This is a genomic window from Bacillus paramycoides, from assembly GCF_001884235.1.
Lineage (GTDB): Bacteria > Bacillota > Bacilli > Bacillales > Bacillaceae_G > Bacillus_A > Bacillus_A paramycoides.
The window spans coordinates 20,833-42,262 of sequence record NZ_MAOI01000107.1 but is presented as its reverse complement, the minus strand read 5'-3'; the positions used below and the strand labels follow the sequence as shown (position 1 = coordinate 42,262).

The 21,430-nt window shown below is 37.1% G+C and carries 19 protein-coding genes and 2 pseudogenes; 8 read left to right on the top strand and 13 right to left on the bottom strand.

Annotation, left to right across the window (positions count from 1 at the left end; genetic code table 11):
• Nucleotides 1–87: 87 nt before the first annotated feature.
• The 5 genes from odhB to BAU28_RS22925 all read left to right on the top strand — a co-directional run bounded on the left by odhB (nucleotide 88) and on the right by BAU28_RS22925 (nucleotide 7,605).
• Nucleotides 88–1,347 carry a 2-oxoglutarate dehydrogenase complex dihydrolipoyllysine-residue succinyltransferase gene (odhB, locus tag BAU28_RS22945; RefSeq protein WP_048369566.1) on the top strand — a complete coding sequence of 420 codons (1,260 nt, stop codon included), beginning with the start codon at nucleotides 88–90 and terminating at the stop codon, nucleotides 1,345–1,347.
• Between the two features lie 125 nt (nucleotides 1,348–1,472).
• On the top strand, nucleotides 1,473–3,392 hold the full coding sequence (locus BAU28_RS22940) for a putative thiazole-containing bacteriocin maturation protein (protein ID WP_071720102.1): 1,920 nt from the start codon (nucleotides 1,473–1,475) through the stop codon (nucleotides 3,390–3,392).
• Nucleotides 3,389–5,338 carry a TOMM precursor leader peptide-binding protein gene (locus BAU28_RS22935; protein ID WP_071720101.1) on the top strand — a complete coding sequence of 650 codons (1,950 nt, stop codon included), beginning with the start codon at nucleotides 3,389–3,391 and terminating at the stop codon, nucleotides 5,336–5,338. The genes BAU28_RS22940 and BAU28_RS22935 overlap by 4 nt, the downstream gene beginning before the upstream one ends.
• Nucleotides 5,339–5,360: 22 nt before the next feature.
• On the top strand, nucleotides 5,361–6,923 hold the full coding sequence (locus BAU28_RS22930; protein ID WP_071720100.1) for a SagB family peptide dehydrogenase: 1,563 nt from the start codon (nucleotides 5,361–5,363) through the stop codon (nucleotides 6,921–6,923).
• A gap of 91 nt (nucleotides 6,924–7,014) precedes the next feature.
• On the top strand, nucleotides 7,015–7,605 hold the full coding sequence (locus tag BAU28_RS22925) for a class I SAM-dependent methyltransferase (protein WP_071720099.1): 591 nt from the start codon (nucleotides 7,015–7,017) through the stop codon (nucleotides 7,603–7,605).
• 31 nt (nucleotides 7,606–7,636) lie between these two features.
• On the opposite strand, the gene BAU28_RS22920 is transcribed toward BAU28_RS22925, so the two are convergent.
• The 3 genes and pseudogenes from BAU28_RS22920 to BAU28_RS22910 all read right to left on the bottom strand — a co-directional run bounded on the left by BAU28_RS22920 (nucleotide 7,637) and on the right by BAU28_RS22910 (nucleotide 10,205).
• On the bottom strand, nucleotides 7,637–8,047 hold the full coding sequence (locus tag BAU28_RS22920; RefSeq protein WP_048369578.1) for a DUF3908 family protein: 411 nt from the start codon (nucleotides 8,045–8,047) through the stop codon (nucleotides 7,637–7,639).
• A 233-nt stretch (nucleotides 8,048–8,280) separates the two neighbouring features.
• Nucleotides 8,281–8,770 (bottom strand): annotated as a pseudogene (locus tag BAU28_RS22915) (GNAT family N-acetyltransferase).
• A gap of 100 nt (nucleotides 8,771–8,870) precedes the next feature.
• Nucleotides 8,871–10,205, bottom strand: coding sequence for an FAD-dependent oxidoreductase (locus BAU28_RS22910; protein WP_071720098.1), 1,335 nt, complete (start codon nucleotides 10,203–10,205; stop codon nucleotides 8,871–8,873).
• Nucleotides 10,206–10,308: 103 nt separating this feature from the next.
• Here BAU28_RS22910 and BAU28_RS29430 point away from each other — a divergent pair.
• Nucleotides 10,309–10,500: pseudogene (locus BAU28_RS29430) on the top strand (hypothetical protein); the annotation flags it as partial.
• A gap of 46 nt (nucleotides 10,501–10,546) precedes the next feature.
• On the opposite strand, the gene BAU28_RS22905 reads toward BAU28_RS29430, so the two are convergent.
• Together BAU28_RS22905 and BAU28_RS22900 are read right to left on the bottom strand one after the other, a co-directional pair.
• Nucleotides 10,547–11,785: a TcaA 3rd/4th domain-containing protein gene (locus tag BAU28_RS22905; RefSeq protein WP_071720097.1), complete on the bottom strand. Its 1,239-nt coding sequence runs from the start codon at nucleotides 11,783–11,785 to the stop codon at nucleotides 10,547–10,549.
• A gap of 19 nt (nucleotides 11,786–11,804) precedes the next feature.
• On the bottom strand, nucleotides 11,805–12,587 hold the full coding sequence (locus BAU28_RS22900; RefSeq protein WP_071720096.1) for a zinc ribbon domain-containing protein: 783 nt from the start codon (nucleotides 12,585–12,587) through the stop codon (nucleotides 11,805–11,807).
• A gap of 201 nt (nucleotides 12,588–12,788) precedes the next feature.
• On the opposite strand from BAU28_RS22900, the gene BAU28_RS22895 reads away from it, so the two are divergent.
• Complete coding sequence (locus tag BAU28_RS22895) at nucleotides 12,789–13,622, top strand: hypothetical protein (protein ID WP_071720095.1); 834 nt, start codon at nucleotides 12,789–12,791, stop codon at nucleotides 13,620–13,622.
• A gap of 35 nt (nucleotides 13,623–13,657) precedes the next feature.
• Here BAU28_RS22895 and BAU28_RS22890 read toward each other — a convergent pair whose 3' ends face one another.
• The 3 genes from BAU28_RS22890 to BAU28_RS22880 form a co-directional block, all read right to left on the bottom strand.
• Nucleotides 13,658–14,383 carry a DUF5694 domain-containing protein gene (locus BAU28_RS22890; protein ID WP_071720094.1) on the bottom strand — a complete coding sequence of 242 codons (726 nt, stop codon included), beginning with the start codon at nucleotides 14,381–14,383 and terminating at the stop codon, nucleotides 13,658–13,660.
• A gap of 120 nt (nucleotides 14,384–14,503) precedes the next feature.
• Complete coding sequence (locus BAU28_RS22885; RefSeq protein ID WP_208610976.1) at nucleotides 14,504–15,196, bottom strand: DUF2278 family protein; 693 nt, start codon at nucleotides 15,194–15,196, stop codon at nucleotides 14,504–14,506.
• Between the two features lie 216 nt (nucleotides 15,197–15,412).
• Entirely contained in the window at nucleotides 15,413–16,912 is a 1,500-nt protein-coding gene (locus BAU28_RS22880) for an L-lactate permease (protein ID WP_071720092.1), read from the bottom strand.
• Between the two features lie 162 nt (nucleotides 16,913–17,074).
• Here BAU28_RS22880 and BAU28_RS22875 point away from each other — a divergent pair, with 162 nt between their 5' ends.
• Nucleotides 17,075–17,632: a DUF4240 domain-containing protein gene (locus tag BAU28_RS22875; RefSeq protein ID WP_071720091.1), complete on the top strand. Its 558-nt coding sequence runs from the start codon at nucleotides 17,075–17,077 to the stop codon at nucleotides 17,630–17,632.
• Between the two features lie 33 nt (nucleotides 17,633–17,665).
• Here the strand turns inward: BAU28_RS22875 and BAU28_RS22870 are convergent, their stop codons facing one another.
• The 5 genes from BAU28_RS22870 to trpC all read right to left on the bottom strand — a co-directional run bounded on the left by BAU28_RS22870 (nucleotide 17,666) and on the right by trpC (nucleotide 21,430).
• A complete protein-coding gene (locus BAU28_RS22870) occupies nucleotides 17,666–18,013 on the bottom strand; it encodes a DUF4029 domain-containing protein (protein WP_071720090.1) in 348 nt (115 codons plus the stop codon).
• A gap of 74 nt (nucleotides 18,014–18,087) precedes the next feature.
• Complete coding sequence (gene trpA, locus BAU28_RS22865) at nucleotides 18,088–18,864, bottom strand: tryptophan synthase subunit alpha (RefSeq protein WP_071720089.1); 777 nt, start codon at nucleotides 18,862–18,864, stop codon at nucleotides 18,088–18,090.
• 3 nt (nucleotides 18,865–18,867) lie between these two features.
• Nucleotides 18,868–20,061 carry a tryptophan synthase subunit beta gene (gene trpB, locus BAU28_RS22860; RefSeq protein ID WP_071720088.1) on the bottom strand — a complete coding sequence of 398 codons (1,194 nt, stop codon included), beginning with the start codon at nucleotides 20,059–20,061 and terminating at the stop codon, nucleotides 18,868–18,870.
• A complete protein-coding gene (locus tag BAU28_RS22855) occupies nucleotides 20,058–20,672 on the bottom strand; it encodes a phosphoribosylanthranilate isomerase (protein WP_071720087.1) in 615 nt (204 codons plus the stop codon). Before BAU28_RS22855 ends, trpB begins: the two co-directional genes overlap by 4 nt.
• Complete coding sequence (trpC, locus tag BAU28_RS22850; RefSeq protein WP_071720086.1) at nucleotides 20,669–21,430, bottom strand: indole-3-glycerol phosphate synthase TrpC; 762 nt, start codon at nucleotides 21,428–21,430, stop codon at nucleotides 20,669–20,671. The genes BAU28_RS22855 and trpC overlap by 4 nt, the downstream gene beginning before the upstream one ends.

Below are 21,430 nucleotides of genomic sequence, written 5' to 3'. Positions count from 1 at the left end.
TGCCCAAGTCGGGCTAATAAATGGAGATTACCGAAGATTAAAGAAGACAAAACACACCGTTAGGCAAATAAGGGGAGGACATTTAAAATGATCGAAATTAAAGTACCTGAGCTTGCAGAATCTATTTCAGAAGGAACTATTTCACAATGGCTTATCAACGTAGGCGACAAAGTTGAGAAAGGTGGCAGCGTTGTTGAGCTTGAGACTGACAAAGTCAATGTAGAAATCATTGCAGAAGATTCAGGTATTGTATCGAAATTACTAGGCGAACCTGGAGATACAGTTGAAGTTGGCGCTACTATCGCAATTTTAGATGCTAATGGCGCAGCAGTTGCAGTAAGCACACCTGCTCCAGCTGCTGAGCAACCAAAACAAGAAACTACTGAAGCACCAAAAGCTGAAGCGCAAAGTGCTGAACAAAATAAAGCTCTTCAAGGTTTACCAAATACAAATCGTCCTATCGCATCACCAGCTGCTCGCAAAATGGCTCGTGAATTAGGAATCGACTTAAACGATGTGCGCAGCACAGATCCACTTGGACGTGTGAGACCGCATGATGTACAAGCTCATGCTGCAGCGCCAAAAGAAGCACCAGCTGCTCCAAAAAGTCCAGCTCCTGCTCCAGCTGTAAAAACTGAATTCGAAAAACCAGTTGAGCGCGTGAAAATGTCCCGCCGCCGTCAAACAATTGCAAAACGTCTTGTAGAAGTTCAACAAACATCTGCAATGTTAACAACATTTAACGAAGTTGATATGAGTGCAATCATGGAATTACGTAAAGAACGCAAAGATGCTTTCGAGAAAAAACATGATGTACGTCTTGGCTTTATGTCATTCTTCACAAAAGCAGTTGTTGCAGCATTAAAACAATTCCCATTATTAAATGCTGAAATTCAAGGCGATGAGCTTATCATTAAAAAATTCTATGATATCGGTATTGCAGTAGCAGCTCCAGATGGATTAGTTGTTCCAGTTGTACGCGATGCTAACCAATTAAACTTCGCTGAAATCGAAAGCGAAATTCGTGAATTGGGTAAAAAAGCACGCGATAACAAACTTTCATTAAAAGAATTACAAGGTGGTACGTTTACAATTACAAACGGTGGCGTGTTCGGTTCTCTAATGTCGACACCAATCCTAAACAGCCCACAAGTAGGTATTCTAGGAATGCATAAAATCCAAGTACGCCCAGTTGCAATCGATAACGAGCGTATGGAAAACCGTCCAATGATGTACCTTGCACTATCTTACGATCACCGTATTGTTGATGGTAAAGAAGCAGTTAGCTTCCTTGTTGCTGTTAAAGATATGCTTGAAGATCCAAAATCATTATTATTAGAAGGTTGATAGACTAAGAGTCTATTAAAGGCTGTAGAATGAATCCATTCTACAGCCTTTTTTTATGCTCATAAGGGACAAATCGCACTACATAGACTAATAATGTATGCTTACAAAACATAAGGGGGATAAAAATGAGTACTCTTCCGACTCACACGAAACTCAAAACAAATAAAGATACTTTCTTCCTCCCCGATTCAAACGGGGGTGTCTATTTTCGAAATAACTCCAGTTCATTCCGTATGGATGGTGCTGGAATTTATAACTGGATTGAGAAATTAATGCCTATGTTTAATGGTAATCACTCTTTAGAGGAATTGACGGATGGTCTCCCTCTCCCCTATCAAAATCGAGTGTTTGAAATTGGAGAGATTTTATATGAAAATGGTTTCGTTCGTGATGTAAGCCAAGATGCTCCTCACGAATTAAACGATGCACTGCTCGACAGATATGCTTCACAAATTGAATTTTTAGAAGCTGATTCCCATTCAGGTGCTTTAAAATTCCAAACGTACCGCACAGCAAATGTACTTATAATTGGTTCTGGGGATATGCTTACTTCCCTAATTTCTTCTTTGCTTGAATCCGGCTTACCTACATTTCATTATCTTGTTACAGATCGTGCCGAAACAAACTACGATCGAATTCATGAACTAATAGAACGTGCCTATGCAAATGATGATCATGTACTTATACAAGAAATAGATACTACAATCGATCGTCCTTTACATGAAGTATTCGAGCCTTTCGACTGGATTTTATACGTTTCTCAAAATGGAGATATTGAAAGTTTAAGAGCAATACATGCTATTTGTAGAGATGAAGGAAAAAATTTCATCCCTGCTATATGCTTATCAAGAATCGGTTTAGCTGGACCTGTCGTAATAGCAGAGCGTGAAGAATGCTGGGAATCAGCATGGCATCGGCTACATGAAACCACTTTACAAAATGAAAATCCAACAGAGCCTTTCTCACCAATTACAGGTGCAATGTTAGCAAATATTATCGTTTTTGAATTATTTAAGCATGTCGCTGACGATTCACATCGGCAGAATAACCCGCAATTCTATTTATTAAACTTTGAAACACTTGAAGGAAAGTGGCATCCCTTTATAAAGCACCCTCTCGCAACTGATGAAAGCTTTACAATTGATACGGTGCAAAATCTTCATGAAAACCTTGCACATCGTTCCGAACAATTTGATTCAACTGAAATTTTCCGCTTTTTTGATACATTAACATCTAGAGAAGCTGGTATATTCCATATGTGGGATGAACAAAATTTATATCAATTACCTTTATCACAGTGCTATATTCAAGTCGCAAATCCATTATCAGACGGACCTAGCGCTCTCCTCCCTACTATAACTTGTGGTGGACTAACTCATAATGAAGCGCGCCGCGAAGCTGGTTTAACAGGGATTGAAACATATGTAGAGGAAATCATTCATCGTCTTATTCCTGAACATAATGATATCGGTATTGGTGCTGGTGAAACGATGACAGAAGGTGTATACCGCGCACTACAAAAACATTTAAACAATAAGTTGTGTGAGCGGCAATCACATATGCTAGAAGAAATTACAGAACTCGATTTAACCGAAATACATGATAACCATTGTAGATTTTACTACAATGCTCTCTCTACAATTCATGAAACGCCTAAAGTTGGAATAAGTGAGGAATTACTTGGTTTTCCTGTCGTTTGGGTCGGTATAAATGATAGATGGTATGGTGCAGCAAATATTAATATGACATTGGCACTAAGAAACGCTCTGCAACAAGCACTCCTTCATATTCAAAATGAAGAGGTTCCTTATAGAGCTAATATTTTGCCAGAATCATCCATTATTTTATGTAGTACTGATTCTTTTAGGGTAGAAATACAAGAAGAGCAAGAAGTTCCAGGCGTACAGTCTTTACAGGTTGCCCTGCAAAATTTAGCAGAAAACAATTTTTATCCATTCGTTTTTGATTTAGCAATTGAGTCATTTCTAAAAGATAACTTAGATGGTGTATATGGGGTATTAATTGAGGAGGGTGAAAGCAAATGACTCAAAACATACTACTAATAGGAGATGGCCTACTCGCAGACTATGTACATGATCAATTGTGTAAACAATACTCCATCATCCGCCAACATACAATTACAGAAACTCTCCCTGAAAATATTCATCTCGCTCTTGTATTACATGACGGCTCTCCTTCTTCCGTTCATCATGATGCCGAACTTATCTTTCGCTCAAGTAATATTCCATGGCTTCGGGGGTTCACTTCATTTGGTGAAGGGATTATCGGCCCTTACATTCACCCTCTTGCCACAGGATGTACCAACTGCGCTGATGGCCGTCGCTTTATAGCTGGCTTTGATCAACGAGAAATGTGGGAATTACAGCGAAAATATGCGTTAAAAGCAAATGATGTGACGAGGCGTGATGTACGCGCCACCCAAAATGGAATTTTACAAATGTGCCAGCTCATTCATGCTGAAACAGAGAAAATATTATCTACTGAACATTCTTCTTTAGAAAACGAACTTATTTTACTAGACTTACAAACATTACAATGTACCCGGCATTCCTTTCTTCCAGATCCTCTCTGTCCAGTATGTAGCAATTTGTCTGACGATACAGCCGATGCATCAAAGATTTCTTTACAACCGAGTTTGAAAACGAGCAGTGAGGCGTATCGCTGTCGTTCGATTCATGAGCTAAACACATTTTTAACGAAAGATTATTTAGATTATCGAACCGGAATTTTAAACGGCAAAATGCAGCATTCTTTATTACCGTTCGCTGATGTCATTATAAATATGCCGTTAATGTTTGGGAATGAAGGTGTCGCGGGCCGAACTAATTCATTCGCACTCAGTGAATCAACTGCTATTTTGGAAGGATTAGAACGATATTGCGGCATGTCACCTCGTGGCAAAAAGACAAATGTACATGGTAGTTTTCGTGAACTAGGGGATATCGCACTGAATCCCCTCACACTTGGTGTACATACAAATGAACATTATAATCGTGATCCTTTTCCATTTAAACCATTTGATCCTGATCATCAGCAAAGTTGGGTATGGGGATATTCTTTATCACAAGATAGACCACTTCTAGTCCCAGAATCAATCGCCTATTATAGCCTTGGTCATCGAGATGCTTTTGTGTATGAAACATCAAATGGATGTGCGATTGGTGGTAGTTTAGAAGAGGCCATTTTTCATGGCATATTAGAAATCGTAGAGCGCGATGCTTTTTTACTCACATGGTATGCAGAATTACCTCTTCCTCGTCTTGATCTTAGTTCGGCAGAGGATACTGAATTACAATTAATGATTGAGCGCTTGCGTACGATTACTGGATATGAATTACACGTTTTCAACGCAACGATGGAACACGGTATTCCGAGCATTTGGGTGATTGCGAAAAACACGAGGCAAGATGGGATGAATCTCGTCTGTGCTGGTGGTGCTCATATGGAGCCCATTCGAGCAATCAAAACTGCGATTCATGAAATAGCTGGCATGTTACTTATATCAGATGATGATCTGAATCAAAACAAAGAAAAATATGAAAACTGTTTACGCGATCCTTATCTTGTTACGCAAATGGGCGATCATAGTATGCTATACGGATTGAAAGAAGCTGAAGAACGTCTTCACTTCCTTTTACGTGACGATGCTCCGGTGCAAACGTTCCAAGAAGTGAATGCATTACAATCATTTGATATGGATTTAACATCTGACCTGAATCAACTTTTAAACCGACTACATCAATCTGGGCTTGAAGTAATTGTTGTAGATCAAACTGTCCCCCTCATAGAAAAGAATGGATTACATTGTGTAAAAGTAATTATTCCAGGTATGTTACCGATGACGTTTGGTCACCACCTCACTCGTCTTACAGGACTAGACAGAGTATATACCGTACCGATGACACTCGGCTATACAAATGAACCTTTAACGAATGAGGGATTAAATCCACATCCGCATCCGTTTCCATAATTTATAGTAAGGGGGGAATTTGATGCAACTAGATACTTTTTTACACCATCTCCATTTCTCTATTAATGAAATTATGCCGCCCGATAAAGAGATTGATTGGGAAGATGCGCCACTTCCTTATAAATTATATCGAAATTTACCAGTCATCCCTCTCTCTTTAGAAGTCCCGTTAACATTACGTAATCCTTCTACTAAACCTAACCTAGAGGAAATCGGTCATTATCTTTGGTACTCGTTTGGTTTAACACAATTATGCCAACCTACTACTAGCCTAGAACATAATAAAACAACGACTCTATTCCGAAGATTCATCCCTTCAGGGGGGGCTTTATATCCAAATGAATTATATATGTATTTAAAGATTGACCATTATCCAGACGGAATTTACCATTATGACACCGCACACCATCGTCTCGTCTTACTTCGCGAAGGAAATTTTGATTCTTATCTTACAGAAGCACTCGGCAATCGTTGCAACATGCATTCTTGTTTTGGCGCTGCATTCGTATCTACTATGTTTTGGAAAAACTTCTTTAAATACAATAACTTTTCATATCGTCTGCAAGGGTTAGATAGTGGCGTTCTAATCGGACAATTGCTTGAATGCGCAAAACAATTCGGCTACACAAATGGGGTATATTTTCAGTTTCTAGACCGGGCGATTAATCATTTACTCGGACTATCAGAAAATGAAGAAAGTGTATACGCGGTCGTTCCTTTAAGTACAGAACCACATACAGATTGGTTTCACGATGATCATCATGAAAATAAAACAGTTACTTCTCATGACTTACTGCAGCAAATTCCACCTTTAACACATGAGCATTTCGTTCGCTCAAAACATGTAGATGAATATCCGATGATAACAAAAGTAAACGCGACATCTATGATTGAATCGACAGAACACTTCCAAACATTAACTCATGAAGAACGACATCAATATAATGCCCACACTTTACAACTACCAAAAGTAGAACGTTTATCATATGATTTCTTGCACCTTTGTAAAAAACGATATTCACCTGATGCCGACTTCATTTTAACGAAATGGGATGCAGTCGAGCTCGCTACTTTACTACAAGAAGCGAGCCTCTCCTTCCCTTATTACAACGACCTTGATGGTAATTACTTAAATGAAAATGCACGAGTCTCATTATATGGATGCTTTTATAACGTAAAAGATATAGAAAACGGCGCTTACGCTTATAACAGTCAAACACATTCCATACAGCCAATACGGCATGGAGACCTTCGTTATCCCCTCCAATCCAGTATGACGATGGATAACGTAAACCTGTTTCAAGCACCACTTTGTCTACATGTAATTGGAAATAAAGATTACTATAAAAATGAATTAGGATATAGAGGATACCGTATTCACCAAATGGAAGCTGGTATACTCGTTCATAAACTCGTTTTAGCTGCGACTGCTATGGGAATGGGCGGTCACCCTTTACTTAGTTTCGATACAAATTTATGTAATCAATTGTATGGAATAGATGGCAGAAATGAAACGTCGCTCATTCAAATTCCAGTTGGAGCGTATCGGGCGCGGAATTGGCTAAAAGGATACTTGCATAATTAGAAGCACGCCAATTGATGGCGTGCTTTTTTAAAGGAGTTAAATTATTAGAAGCGAAATAAGTACATATTCTTATATAAAAGGAGAGTTTGAATTGAGTATTTTACAACGATTAATCGAGCAAGCGAAAAATCCTCATGGGACAATCGGTTCCTCTATGCTTTGCATTATGAATGCTGCACATACGAGACTAACAATTTGGGCTTTACAAAAAATACATATACGTGAAGATGCAATTATTTTAGATATTGGTTGTGGAGGTGGTAAAACAATACATACACTTTCAAGATTAACTCCCCATGGGAAAATATATGGGATTGATTACTCCAATCAAGCTGTTGAAAACTCAAAGAAAGCAAATATGAAGGATGTAAAAGCAACGAAAGTAATTATTCATCAAGCAAGCGTCTCCTCTATTCCATATCATCCGGACTTCTTTGATCTCATTACCGCTTTTCAAACCCACTACTTTTGGCCTGATGTTGAACACGATATAAAAGAAGTGTTTCGCGTCTTAAAACCGAACGGATCCTTTTTATTAGTCGCTGAAACTTTCAAAATCCAATATCATATGGATACATTTAAAGCGACCGAAGAATTAGTAAACCTCTTTTATAAAACAGGATTTAAAGGTGTGAAATGTTATGAGGAGAGAGGTTGCCTTTGTGTAATAGGAAACAAGTAAAAAAGCAGGCCGTTCAAAGCCTGCTTTTTTACTAGATTAATTTAAAGATACTCTTAATTTGTCTTGCAAATAACCAGTTTTTCGTACCGTAGTTATCATTTAAACTATCTAAATTGATAGCTTTTCCATTAGAAAACTTCAATTCTAATGTAGTATTTTTATCATTTGTTTTTAAATTACTATTTGTAATATCAGCATACTTTAACTTCTCAACTTCGACATACTCTTCCTTCTCTTGTCCGATAACAACGTGATCTTGGAAGAAGAAAAATACTTCTGCTTTCTTGCCGAAACAAAATACATTTTTCGTATAAATTAACGTCGCGTTATCAAGTCCGACACATACTTCTTTCATCTCTTCAACAACGTGTCCAAAGTCTTCTTCATGTCTTGTATTTGATTCAGCAATCCATTCTTCGATTGTTTTCATATTTATTGCCATGTTGTACCCCCTGGTTCGTTCATTGCTTGTTAAAAAAACAAATACTATATGACAATATAAGCGATAACTACTATACTTTTCAAGGGTGAACGCTATATTCAAAATAAAGTGAAACTTTAATCAGCAAGGATTTTGCCCATCCCCCACTGATTATTAGCCCTCACCACAATCGGGCTGCCCGTTAACGCGGATAAAGTTAAACTTCAAAGTAATTGTAAAGAGCACCAATTTCATTATATTTTAAACGTCTGAACGAGACATTCTTCATCATCAATTAGTTGCTCTCTTTCATCAAATTCAATATTCAGTTCTTTATATACTTTCTTCCAAAACGAAACTGCTGGTACATTTTCCACAAGTTCGATAACGAAATATTGTCCTCGTTTCTCTTCTAGTAAATTCTCAATAACTTGTTTACCCATTCCTTTTCCTTTATATTGATTCAATATGAAAATATCATTAATACCAAAGTCATTTTCTTTCTTCAAAAATGGACGTTCTAATAACAATAAAAACCCTACGATACTATTATCAACTTTTATGAAATATGGAGTGATTCCATCGATTTTCCAAAACGTGTCCAAATCTTCGTATTCAAAAAAAACCATCCGCTCCAATAGTTATATTAGTAGTGAACCTAGAGAGGTCATGAAGATATAGTGAGTACAAATTACGTAAAATCGTTTTTTCTGATTCTTGAACTTGTTGAAGTGCTACAACCATTTTTAATGATCCCCTTCCCTATATGTAACTATTTTCCAATCCTCTTTATTCGACAAAAATGATCATTCCCCTTTAACGAAAAAATAGCACTTAAAAAGTGCTATTCCGCTCTCCTTGCCGCTTGTTGAATTGGATCCCAAACGCTGTTATATGGTGGTGCGTAACTTAAGTCGACATCTTCTAAATCGTGAATGCTCATTTTATTGAAAAGTGCCATTGCGATAACATCAATACGCTTATCTACACCTTCTTCACCAATTACTTGCCCGCCTAATAATTGTTTCGTATCAGAACGATATAGTAATTTCAAATAAAGTGGTGTAGCACTCGGATAATAGCCCGCCATATTGGTTGAATCTATTTTTACTGTTTTATACGGAATATTTAATCCGCTCGCTTCTTTTTCATTTAACCCTGTTCTCGCTAATGTAAGATCCATAAATTTAATAATTCCTGTACCTAAAGTACCTTTAAAGGCTCTTCGTTTATCAACCATATTTAGCCCTGCAAGTCGCCCTTGTTTATTTGCGGTCGTTCCAATTGGAATATGATCATGAATCTCTTTTATAACGTGATAATGCGTTGCACAATCTCCTGCTGCATATACATCTTTCACATTCGTTTGCATATAAGCATTTACTTCAATTGCACCTTTATTATTTTTACGTATATTTGTCCCCTCAAGAAAATCAGTATTTGGCTGTACACCGACAGATACTAAAACGAGATCTGTTTTATACGTACCTTTATCCGTCTCAATTAGCTCTACTCTCTCTTTTCCTTTAAACGCTTTTACATTTTCATTTGTTAAAATTTCGATATTATGTTTATCCGCTTCTTTATGTATATATTCCGCCATATCGGCATCATAAATTGTGCCAATATGATTGTTTCGCTCAATCATTCTTACTTTCTTTCCTAGTTCTACAAATGTTTCTGCCATCTCTAGACCAATTGCACCGCCGCCAATAATCGTTACTTGCTCAACACTATTTGCTTGTAACGTGTCTAATATACGCTCAGCATCCGGAATTGTTTTTAAAAGATGAACACCTTGTAAATCCCTTCCTTCCCAATCCGGCATAACAGGTCGTACACCAGTCGCAATTAATAATCGATCATATGGAAATTCAAAGGCATCTTTCGTCTTCGTATGTACTGCATACACAATTTTATTTTCAGTATCCACTTTCGTTACTTCATGACGCACTTTCGCATCTATTCCGTATTTATCTCGAAATGTCTTTACATTGCGTGCGATTAATTTTTCAGTTGAAGCAATAGCACCGCTAATCACATACGGTAGTCCGCACTGAGCGTATGAATATATTTCACCTTTTTCTAACGTCACAACATTTGCAGTTTCATCGTTTCTAACAATTTGCATCGCTGCACTCATACCAGCTGCATCTCCGCCAATAATGACATAGTTCACTTTACCACTCCTTCTTTTTACATACTCTTTACGATTTCCATATTTTATAGAAATAACACCTACTTCTATTGTAAAGAAAGAGAATTCCCTCTACAAATTTGTGGCACAAGATATTTGGAAAGCCACTCGCTTCGCCTCAGCATCACACACCGGTAAGTCCATATTTCCGGTCGGTACTGTTAAAATTATTAACTTATCTCCAAATACAATAACGGTTACTACATCAGGAAAAGCAAGCAGAGTCACATTCCTCTTTCATATTTTTTTCTCAAGAGATCCTAATCCAGCTAAATAACTATAGAAAAGGTACAGTAATATGCACTGTACCTTTTTCACGCACTCTATTCTCTTGATTTGATAAGTTCAACATTATAAGATTCAATATTAGTTAACGCTCCTGTAAAATACGGATTTTCTCTGTACCAAGACTGTTTTGAAAAGTACGTTTGCATATCTTTCGTTTGAAAAATATGTCCATGTCTTGCGTATATTTCATTTCTAGCAATTTTCAATTGTTCTTTCGTTAAATATCCCAAATCCGCACTCGTTAATTTACGAATATCACTATCAGGGAAAATGAAACCATTATATACATATTGAGTCGTAACTGGCGGGGTGACATTGTAAATAACTGTTTTTTCTGCACCTTTCTTTTGAAATGGAAGACTATAAGTCGACAGTGCGGTGACAGTTTCCACCTTTGTCATTTCTCTTCCGTTTTCACCATTTCGTTCTAAATAAATCGTTGCACTTCCATCAGTAGATATAGGCCCCCACGTAATCTCTTCTCCGGTCAACGTTGTAACTGGCTTTTGATTCACATATAATGTCGCACCAGGCGCATTCGTTTGGACTGTAATATATTGTCCTTGTAACGTTAAATCTACCGTTACATTATTTTGGCTTTGTTTCATAAGTACAACCTTTTCTTCACGAGATAGTTTCACATATTCATTTTTATATTCTGATTGAAACAGTTGTACCCCTGGAAGAAACGGTCCATATTGCTTATCAAACTTTTTATCATTCGTCTTATCAAGCTCTTTTCCGTTCACCTTTAAAAATGTATCTTTTTCATTTGTAAGTAACGTTGCATAATACGTCTTCGCTTTCAATTTATACCGATCAAATAAAAAGAAATACTTCCCGTCTTTTGTTAAAGAAAAATCTACTCTTTCTATTCCCTCACCCTGCTTTTGTCCTTGCTTCATATAACCTTTCAATTCATTAACGTAAGACGGATTTTCTTTTATATATGAAAATAGAGGCGCTAAACTCTCTCTCGTTACAATAACCGCTGGATCATCTGTCGTGACCATCTCAGCCAGTTGCTCCCCGTTCCTCTCTTGTAAAACAGCAATCATACGGTCTACTTGCGCTGATTGCGAATAATATGAACCACCATACATATACAATCCGCCCATTACTATCACAAAAAGTGCTAAAAGTATAATTCCAATTTTTGTCCCTTTGCCCATTTTCTGCTTTTGTACTACAGGACGTCCCCTCTTCGTCCCGCAGTTTTGGCAAAATTGCACTCCGTCTTCAAACTGAGTTCCGCACTTTGTACATACATTCATCCGTTCAACCACCTTTTCATTAGAAGCCAGTTAATCCTCTGGTAAAGGTTTGAATTATCGTGTTAATGTAAGACCAAAGTACAATCCATGTTGCAATCCCAATGAAAACATTTGCGATAATAAGTGTGTAAACAGGATCTAAGCCGCCGTTGTCTAGTTTTAATATAGCTACAATTATACTAATCCCTATATATGTTGTAGCTACCCATAGTAATATCGGTAAGAAAAAGATTAATAAGAAACTAAAAAGAAACGAAAGGACTAATATAGCAATAGCCGGAGTCACTATCGTTCCCCATATACCGAATACTTCAAGAAAAGAAAAAGATGATTTCATCATCTTACCACTTACAAAAATAATAAATCCGACAAATAAAGTTAAAATTAATAAAAATAAAAAGACCGTTACAGATTCTCCAAAAAATGTGGGAGTAGATATATCTGGTGCAAATGTTCTCGTAACGGCTGTTGCTGCGCTCATTATTCTATAAAATATACATGCTCCTAAAAAACAAATAAGCACAAGACTCACGATCCCATTTCGCACTTCAATACTTCCACTTTTCATAATCGCTGTCGGTGCTTTTAACGCATTTTGAAAGAACTGAAAATAACCACTTGCAAATTTTTTCGCTTGCTCTACCGTTTCATTCGGCCGACTTTCCTTTACTTGCGCTGCGCGCGATAGTTGCTCTTCTTCCTGTGTACCACTTGCTTCCGCTTCTTCCGTTAACGAATGTCCACAATTCCCACAAAACTTTGCCTCCGCTGCATTTTCTGTACTACACACCGGACATTTCATTCTCTCATCCCTCCTTAAGCATATACCTTATAGGGTGTTACAGATTCAATATATGACTTTGGACATAAAACATGACTACAAGAAAAAGATTATGAAATCCTCCCTTCGAAAGAAAATATATGTACTAGTAATCTAGAAAAATAATGCTATTATGAAACATAGCAAATAAAGTGAAACTTTAAACAGATTGGATGAAAGACAATGGAATTTGTAAACTCAATTTTTCAAATACTCCTTACAAGTGTGCTCCAACTATTTTCTTTAATTGGAGTCATCATTGTAATTGGATTTCTATTAGGTTATTTAGAATCTCTCACACGAATGTATTGGTCAAGGGCTTTCGGAAGAAAAGGATTCCTATTAACTGCGTGGATCGGTGTTCCTATTCATGAACTCGGACATGCAATTATGTGCGTACTATTTCGTCATAAAATTGTAGCAACGCAGTTCTTCCCAACAGATACAAGTCAAGGTGCTCTAGGTTACGTACAACACCAATACAATCAAAAAAGTGTATATCAGCGAATTGGGAATTTCTTTATTGGAATCGGCCCTATTATTTCTGGTATTACTGCATTAATCCTTTTAATGCGTTATTTCGTACCAGATTCATATTCTCTATTTAATACAACTCTCGAAAAAACGATTGCCTCTACTTCTATTAATGTAGAAATGGTCCAAAACATGCTACTATCAACGTTTGTATTATTGAAAAATTTATTTACGCTAAACAATTTATTAAATCCTTCATTTTGGTTATTTTTATTTATCGCTATTTGTATTTCCGCACATATCGCTTTAAGTAAACCAGACATTAAAGGATCAATAGACGGTGTCATCGTCATGTTTATCGTGTTATTTTTATTCAATATAATAGCGGGACTCTTTCAGTACGATAGTAACCAACTAATTGGTAAAGTAATGAAATATAATATGTATCTCATTGCGTTTTCTAGTGTGGCGCTGCTGTTCTCTTGTATTTCTACACTTGTGAGTTTTGTATTTTATAAGATGAGAAGAGGGCGTTCGTTTTGAATATAAAAGGTATCCAAAGAAATTTGGATACCTTTTTATTTCAATACATGTTTTTCATAAAGATACTTTTTTGGTGATACTATTTCGCAATTTTCCCCTTCTTCAAGAAACCTACTCACAATCGAACAATGCGACACACCCACTATAAATAAAATGCGCTCCTCAAGTGAGTCAATTAAGCGAACGATATTCGAATACATGATTAAGTTTCTTTTGTACCACCACGTTAACCATTCCATTCCAACATAATGACCAAAATCACCGATACGTGCCATGTTTACATATAACTTATGCAGCTGATTAAATATCTCCTGATTATTCATTTCTTGATAAAACTCTAGTACACTTTTAGTATCTGTTAAGTTTATTTCTGGTACTAAACTAAATATTTCTGCGAATAGTTCTGGCTGATTTTCTTCCACCCATTTATGTACATCCCAGAAGTTAACAACATCACTTCCACCCATCCAATCAATCGCATATACTTGTTCATGCTTTAAGTTTGCTGCCATTCTAAAAGCAATTTGATCTATTTCATTTAATGCCAATTCATATGTACCTAACTTGTACTGCTTAAAATTCTCATTTAATTTATCCTGATTATCTGTAATGCTTTCAACTGCAATTTTTGTTGGCTGGAAATTCTGCACGATAGAAACAAGTTCTGTGATTTCAGCTTGTCTCTCGTCCGACAATAATTCTTCATGCTCACTCATATGGCATGATCCTAGTATTAGGACTTTCGGTTTGTTTTCTGTCATTTTATCCCCCTCCGCCTATAATTTTCAGTCTATTCAATCATATCAAATCTAATTGTAAATAATTGTATCACCCCAAAAAAAGACCATCTAACTTGCGATGGTCTTTCTATTTCTAAAAAACTATCTCTCACTTCTATAATCACAATTCTCAACCGGAACACGAGCATGCCCCTCTTCATCGGTACACCATGACTGTGACTGAAAGGTAAGGAAAATACCTATCCACTCTTCCCTCTTCTCAAAATGAATGAGCAAACCTCCATCTTGCCATATACCGTCATCACCTTGCCATTTCTCTACATTCCCTTGATTCATATGAATATCGTGTATACCGTTTCCAGGTGTAAAGTGGAAATATGAATCCGGAACCTTTTCTTCCGGTCCCCACCTTTCACCAAACGCATAAATAATTGCTTTCTCATCTATTGCTCTTTTTATATAATGTTCTATTTTCTCATTTAAATCATTATCAGATCCCGATTTTTCAGCCGGCAAAGGAATCATTTGTTTTGAATGAAATAAATTACCCCTTACATAATCTAAGGCAACTCTCGGCTCGTTATTTTTCACTTCCGTAAATCCAAACGGTAATGTCGGTAAAATTCGAATAGCTTCTGAATCAATATGTTCGCTCGCAAAATATAAAACTTCTGACGGATAACTTTGCGATTTTACGTTAATTGCAATGCGATAATCTACTCCTACTTCGCCTTGTAAATGAACTTGATAATGAGGTGTTTTCCCTTTTCCTATCTTAGATTGTATAACTGTACCTTTTAACACACCGTAGTTTTTTAAGGGCATCTCTTTCATCTCCTATTCATTTAGTAGCAGCTTTACATACTTACAAATTATCCAATCATAAAGAAAATCCTCCTATGTTAGGAGGATTTTTCACTTTATCCCGCATTAACGGGCAGTAAGACCCCCTACAAAAAAATCCAGCGGGAGCCTGACCGCCCGTAAAAGCCCGATTGGTGAGGGCTGATAATTAGTGGGGCTGAAAAACGCTCTCCACTAATTAAAGTTTCACTTTATCAATACGTACCAAAAAATAACTTCTATCACTACAAGTAACACCGCACCAAAAATCATTAACGTCGTTTTCTTTAATAGTTCATTTTCACGATAAGGGATATTACATAAATAAGCACCAAGTGTAATACGTGATGGACAAGCGATTGTCGCTACTGATGATGCGGTGTTTTGAAGCGTTGTGACGTATTGCCACGGGAGTGCTACGTTTTGAGCTGTTTGCATTTGCAGTTTTATAAACATCGCATTTGATCCTGCGTTACTACCTGTTAAAAAGCCACCAATTCCGCCGATGAATGGCGCAACGAAAACGAAAAAGGTACCAAATGTTTCACCAGCTGTTTTTGCGAGTAATGAATGCATACCAGATGCTCCCATTAGTTCTGAAATTGCAATGAACATCGTCGTTGTAATAGCGAAAGGAATCCATTGTTTTATCGTTTGTGAGATTGATTGTTTAATAATAGTAGATGGAATGCGGAAGAAAATAATTGTAAATAAACAAGTCATACCGAGCCAAAATCCTGGCGAATACAGCATTTCTAATTTGTAAGAGTATGATTTTAAATCGAGAACCGCATATGACCTAAGCGAATCATGTAATGCTGGAACGAGGCGAGAAAGTAAAATACAAACTGTTAAAAAGATATAAGGGCTAATAATTTTTATAATGGATACTTCTCTCTCTGCAGCAGCCGCATGTTCCGTTAAAAGGTTTTGCTCACTTTTCCCTTTTAATTTAATGATAAGAAAGCCAAATGTAATTGTAACGATAGAACTTAATATCCCTGCTAATTCAACACTTACGTACGCGTTAGAAAGATAGATTCCTGTAGAAAATAATAGAAAGAAACCTACTCCTTCCTTCCACTTTTCCATAACTGCCTGAAAGCCACCAACAACATATAAAGACAGAATAATAAAGTAAGCAAAAATCGGGATGCTTAATAGCGCTGTATTTGTGCCAAGAGTTGTGAGCGGCATGTTAATAAGCTGAGAACCGATAATTGTACCCGTTGCCATCGCGCCCCATGAACTTGCGAGTAAACCGATAAACGAGAGTAGTACAGCTTGAAACGGTTTATAACCGAGAGAAAGAAAAATAGGAGCTGCGACCATAAAACCAATCCCGAATCCACTCACTGATTCAATAAGTGGACAAATCCCAAAACACATAAGAAGCATTTGCAATAATCGATCGTGCGTGACTTGTTCTAGAAATCTCGCTACTTGATCGATATACCCCATTTTGTTCATGAGGTGAAATAAAAAAATACCGAAAAACAAAACGTATCCGACAATAAAACAAATTAACCAACCTTTAATCGTTGCGTGTACAGTTTCACTTATCCCTAATTGAAACGTTGGCGAGAGTAAAACGATTCCGACAGAAACGGCATAAGAAATTAATGAGGCTCTTAATGACGTTTGTTTAAACAAAAATAAACAAATGAAAATCATCATAATCGGGATAAGTGCCAACAATATTGCCATGCTATCATCTCATTTCGTAAAAAATGCAATTTTAACTATTATATAACAGGTGTTATATTTTTCAATTAATTTTATAACAGTTTTTCTCGTTATTGTTAATGAAGTGAATAACCGAAAAAATGTTACACTTTAAGAAATACATTTTTCCGAGGTGTTATACATATGAATAAAGAACAATTTTGGCAATTTATTTCTGAAATGAATACAAAAGACGAAACGAGTGATTGGTTAATTAAACAATTATCTAAAAAGCCTACAAGTGAAATTATAGATTTTGAGATTCATCTCCAAAACGCTTTAAAGCAATCTTATACGTCTAGCCTATGGGCTAGCGCTTATATTATTTTAGGTGGATGCTCTGATGATTCATTTGATTACTTTAGAGGCTGGCTTATTGCATGTGGACAAGAAATCTTTGAATCCGCAGTAGAACACCCTGAGTCCCTAGCAAACTTAATTCCGGAGTTTTATGAAGAAGATGAGCTTATTCCAGAATTCGAGGAAATGCTATCTGTCGGACTTGAAGCCTTCTCTTTAAAAGAAATCGGTGATACAGAATGGGACGATGATCTGTGGAATAAATTTGATTCCCTATTAGATGAAAAAGGGCATGATTCATCTATGCCTGAACTGGAATTCGATTGGGAAGATGATGAAGATGAACTAGCGGAGCGCTTTCCAAAGTTATGGGAGCGTTTCGGCGAGAACCCATTAGGTTAAAATAGTAAGAGGCCCCTATTAACAGTAGGCCTCTTATTTATCCTGAAAAACCGTCTGCTGCCCAAGCATCTTTTCTAAAACAGCAAACACAATATAAGTACATACTACTTGCAGTACAATATTCCCAAATTTCATTAATGCAAATGAATGAATCCCCCGGAATAATTCGTTTAATAATACAATCGAAACGATACTAAATAGTTCTATAATAATTGAAAATATACATACTTCTAAAATAGATTGCTCTTGAATCCGCTTTAAGTTGGAAAAGATGAATACATACCCTAGAAATAGAGCCAATAATTCTATTTTCGTCATGCTAATAAGCCAAGCGTATAGTGGTACGGTTAAAAAAAGATATAATAGTTTACGTCTTAGCATGCCTTCTCACCCTCTAAACTATATGTATTTTCTGTATATTTTAACATTTCTTAAAGGAAACAAAAAGAAGAGACTTACGCCTCTTCTTTTTGTTTTACTGCATGTATTAACTCACATATTTCCTCTTGCTTTTCATTTTCTAACAGCTCAATGACTTTACTTCCTACGACAACACCGTCGCATATTGTAATCATTTCTTCTATTTGTTCTCGTGTTGAAATACCGAATCCTGCAACTACCGGTAAGTGGACGTGTGATTTTACTTTTTCTAAGTAACTATGAATCTCGTCTTTAAAGTTTTGACGTACTCCCGTTACCCCCGCTACTGTAACAGCGTAGACGAATCCTTGTGATTCACTCGTAATTTTTTCAATCCGCTCAATTGGGCTCGTTACGGTTACGAGTGGAATTAAAGCGATATTCGCATCGCGGAGAAGCGGCGCAATAATATGTTGTTCTTCATATGGTAAGTCTGGAACGATAATGCCATCCACACCTGCCTCAAGACAACTCCCGATGAAACGTTCTTTTCCAAATGCGAGTACTGGATTTAAATATGTCATGAGTACAAATGGAATTTGTACTTCTTTCCTCACTTCAGCTAATGTTTGAAAAATACCTTTTAATGTTACCCCGCTATCTAACGCTCTTTTTCCTGCTCTTTGAATAGTTGGACCGTCTGCGACTGGATCTGAAAATGGGATACCAATTTCAACAATACTTGCCCCCGCTTCATCTAGAAAACGGATTTGTTCTTTTAATTTTCCAAGGCCACCATCTCCACCCATTACATACGGAATAAATGCTTTCTTGCCATTTTCAAACGCTGCTTTAATTTTTTCTACTCCCATTTTTTACACCTCTTCCATATAACGTTTTATGCTCTCTACATCTTTATCACCACGGCCGGATAAACAAATGACAAGTCCTTCGTCTTGCTTCATTTGCGGTGCTAGTTTTAAAGCGTATGCAACAGCATGTGAGCTTTCTAATGCCGGGATAATGCCTTCTTTTTTCGTTAATAATTGGAACGCTTCTAATGCTTCATCATCTGTAATCGAATGGTAAGAAACGCGGCCGATGTCTTTTAGTAAACTATGTTCTGGCCCAACACCTGGGTAATCCAGTCCTGCCGAAATAGAGTGCGCTTCTTGAATTTGTCCTTCTTCATTTTGCAGAAGGTACATCATTGACCCGTGTAAAACACCGACGCTTCCTTTCGTTAAAGTCGCTGCGTGCTTTTCTGTATAGACCCCTTTTCCAGCTGCTTCTACGCCGTAAAGAGCCACTTCTTCATCGTGTACGAACGGATAAAACATTCCCATCGCGTTACTACCACCGCCAATACAAGCAACGACTGCTTCTGGTAATTTCCCTTCTAACGCTTCATATTGCTTTTTCGTTTCTTTTCCAATTACACTTTGGAAATCACGGACAATTTGCGGGAATGGATGTGGTCCGAGAACTGATCCCATAATATAGTGCGTATCATGCACGTGTGAAACCCAGTAACGAAGCGCCTCGTTCACAGCATCTTTTAATGTACCGCTACCGGCCGCTACGCTTTCTACTTTCGCTCCGAGCAATTCCATTCGGAACACATTTAATTTTTGACGTCTCACATCTTCTTCTCCCATGAAAATGACGCATTCTAAACCGAGAAGTGCACATACAGTAGCTGTTGCAACTCCATGTTGTCCAGCCCCTGTTTCAGCGACAACTTTTTTCTTACCCATTCTTACCGCAAGTAGTGCCTGGCCAATTGTATTGTTAATTTTGTGAGCTCCTGTATGATTCAAATCTTCACGCTTTAAATAAATCTTTGCCCCGCCGCAATACTTCGTCATATTTTCCGCAAAATATAGCGGTGTTTCTCTTCCAACATACGTTTGTAAATAGTGATTTAATTCCTTTTGAAACGCTTCGTCTTGCATCGCTTCTTTATATGCTTCTTCTAGTTCTAATACGGATTGCATTAACGTTTCTGGAACGTATCGTCCTCCGTATATACCGTAATGACCTTTTTCATCTGGATATGCATAATTCATTTGGAACACTCCTTCGCTTTTTGTATAAATTGTTTTATTTTCTCTATATCTTTCTTTCCTTCTGTCTCTACTCCACTGCTCACATCGATCATATAGGGCTGAACGGTTCGAATTGCTTCTTCTATATTAAGGATGTTTAATCCACCAGCTAATATCGTTTTCTCTCGTAACCCGTTTGGCATATGTGCGAGTAACTCCCATGAGAATGTCTTACCATTTCCTCCATGAAACCTTTCTTTCGGGCTATCAAATAATACATAATCAGTTTCGTATATATTTGCGTTTTTAATTTCACTCTCCGCAACTACTCCTACCGCTTTTATAGACGGAATATTCAATCTTCTAATGTAATAATTTTCCTCATCCCCATGTAATTGCACATGTGTTAACCCGCATTCCTTTGCAATTTTCTGGATCATCTCTACTGATTCATTTACGAAAACACCAACTTTTAAAACGTGCGCTGGAAGTTCCTGAATAATTTCTTTCGCTTGCTCGGAAGTGATTTTTCGTTTACTTTCTGCAAAAACAAATCCGATTGCATCTGCACCGTATTCGCACGCACTTTTCGCTGTTTCAACATCAGTAATACCGCAAATTTTCACTTTCATATTTTCACCTTACATTCATCGAAAAAGCTGCTAATAGAAGATGTTGTCATAAGTGCTTCACCAACTAATACACCTTTTGCACCAGCTCTTTTGATGCGAATAATATCCTCTTTTGAATGAATGCCACTTTCGCTAATCCATAGTAATTTTTCCTCATTCAATCGTTTTCCGAGCTTTTCTGTTTGGCTTACATCTACTTCGAACGTTTTTAAGTTTCGATTGTTAATGCCAATAACATGTGGATTTAATTCAATTGCAATTTCTAGTTCTCGTTCATCATGAACTTCAACAATCGCTTCTAATCCTATTTCTAGTACGTAGTTATAAAGCTCTTTTAACTTCTCTTTCGTTAACGCCGCTACAATTAATAAAATAAGATCTGCTCCTGCTTCATACGCCCTATCAATTTGAATTTTATCGATTATAAAGTCTTTGCATAAAAGCGGAATGTTACTTTCTGCTCTTGCAGTTTGTAAGTCGTGAAACGATCCTTTAAAAAATTGACTATCTGTTAAAACGGAAACCGCCCCAGCACCACATTCTTCATATGCTTTAACTTGTCTTGGTACATCAACATGTAAATTTATATCACCTTTTGATGGAGACGCTCGTTTCACCTCTGCGATTACAGTAAACTGCTCTAAAGCTTTTACAAGTGAGTGTGTTTGCCTTTTTGCTTTTACTGGTGAATACGTTTCATATAACTCCGCAACTTCTACTTTCTTTTGCTCTACAATTTTGTCTAAAATCGTCCCCAC

Bases quoted from the DNA above. Each gene is read 5' to 3' on its own strand.
- trpA (WP_071720089.1), bottom strand. From the start codon at position 18,864: ATGGGAGTAGAAAAAATTAAAGCAGCGTTTGAAAATGGCAAGAAAGCA.
- BAU28_RS22920 (WP_048369578.1), bottom strand. From the start codon at position 8,047: ATGGCAATAAATATGAAAACAATCGAAGAATGGATTGCTGAATCAAAT.
- BAU28_RS22900 (WP_071720096.1), bottom strand. From the start codon at position 12,587: ATGAAATGTCCGGTGTGTAGTACAGAAAATGCAGCGGAGGCAAAGTTT.
- BAU28_RS22855 (WP_071720087.1), bottom strand. From the start codon at position 20,672: ATGAAAGTGAAAATTTGCGGTATTACTGATGTTGAAACAGCGAAAAGT.
- BAU28_RS22930 (WP_071720100.1), top strand. From the start codon at position 5,361: ATGCAACTAGATACTTTTTTACACCATCTCCATTTCTCTATTAATGAA.
- BAU28_RS22895 (WP_071720095.1), top strand. From the start codon at position 12,789: ATGGAATTTGTAAACTCAATTTTTCAAATACTCCTTACAAGTGTGCTC.
- BAU28_RS22880 (WP_071720092.1), bottom strand. From the start codon at position 16,912: ATGGCAATATTGTTGGCACTTATCCCGATTATGATGATTTTCATTTGT.
- BAU28_RS22905 (WP_071720097.1), bottom strand. From the start codon at position 11,785: ATGAATGTATGTACAAAGTGCGGAACTCAGTTTGAAGACGGAGTGCAA.
- BAU28_RS22885 (WP_208610976.1), bottom strand. From the start codon at position 15,196: ATGAAAGAGATGCCCTTAAAAAACTACGGTGTGTTAAAAGGTACAGTT.
- trpB (WP_071720088.1), bottom strand. From the start codon at position 20,061: ATGAATTATGCATATCCAGATGAAAAAGGTCATTACGGTATATACGGA.
- BAU28_RS22870 (WP_071720090.1), bottom strand. From the start codon at position 18,013: ATGCTAAGACGTAAACTATTATATCTTTTTTTAACCGTACCACTATAC.
- BAU28_RS22890 (WP_071720094.1), bottom strand. From the start codon at position 14,383: ATGACAGAAAACAAACCGAAAGTCCTAATACTAGGATCATGCCATATG.
- BAU28_RS22935 (WP_071720101.1), top strand. From the start codon at position 3,389: ATGACTCAAAACATACTACTAATAGGAGATGGCCTACTCGCAGACTAT.
- BAU28_RS22875 (WP_071720091.1), top strand. From the start codon at position 17,075: ATGAATAAAGAACAATTTTGGCAATTTATTTCTGAAATGAATACAAAA.
- BAU28_RS22940 (WP_071720102.1), top strand. From the start codon at position 1,473: ATGAGTACTCTTCCGACTCACACGAAACTCAAAACAAATAAAGATACT.
- odhB (WP_048369566.1), top strand. From the start codon at position 88: ATGATCGAAATTAAAGTACCTGAGCTTGCAGAATCTATTTCAGAAGGA.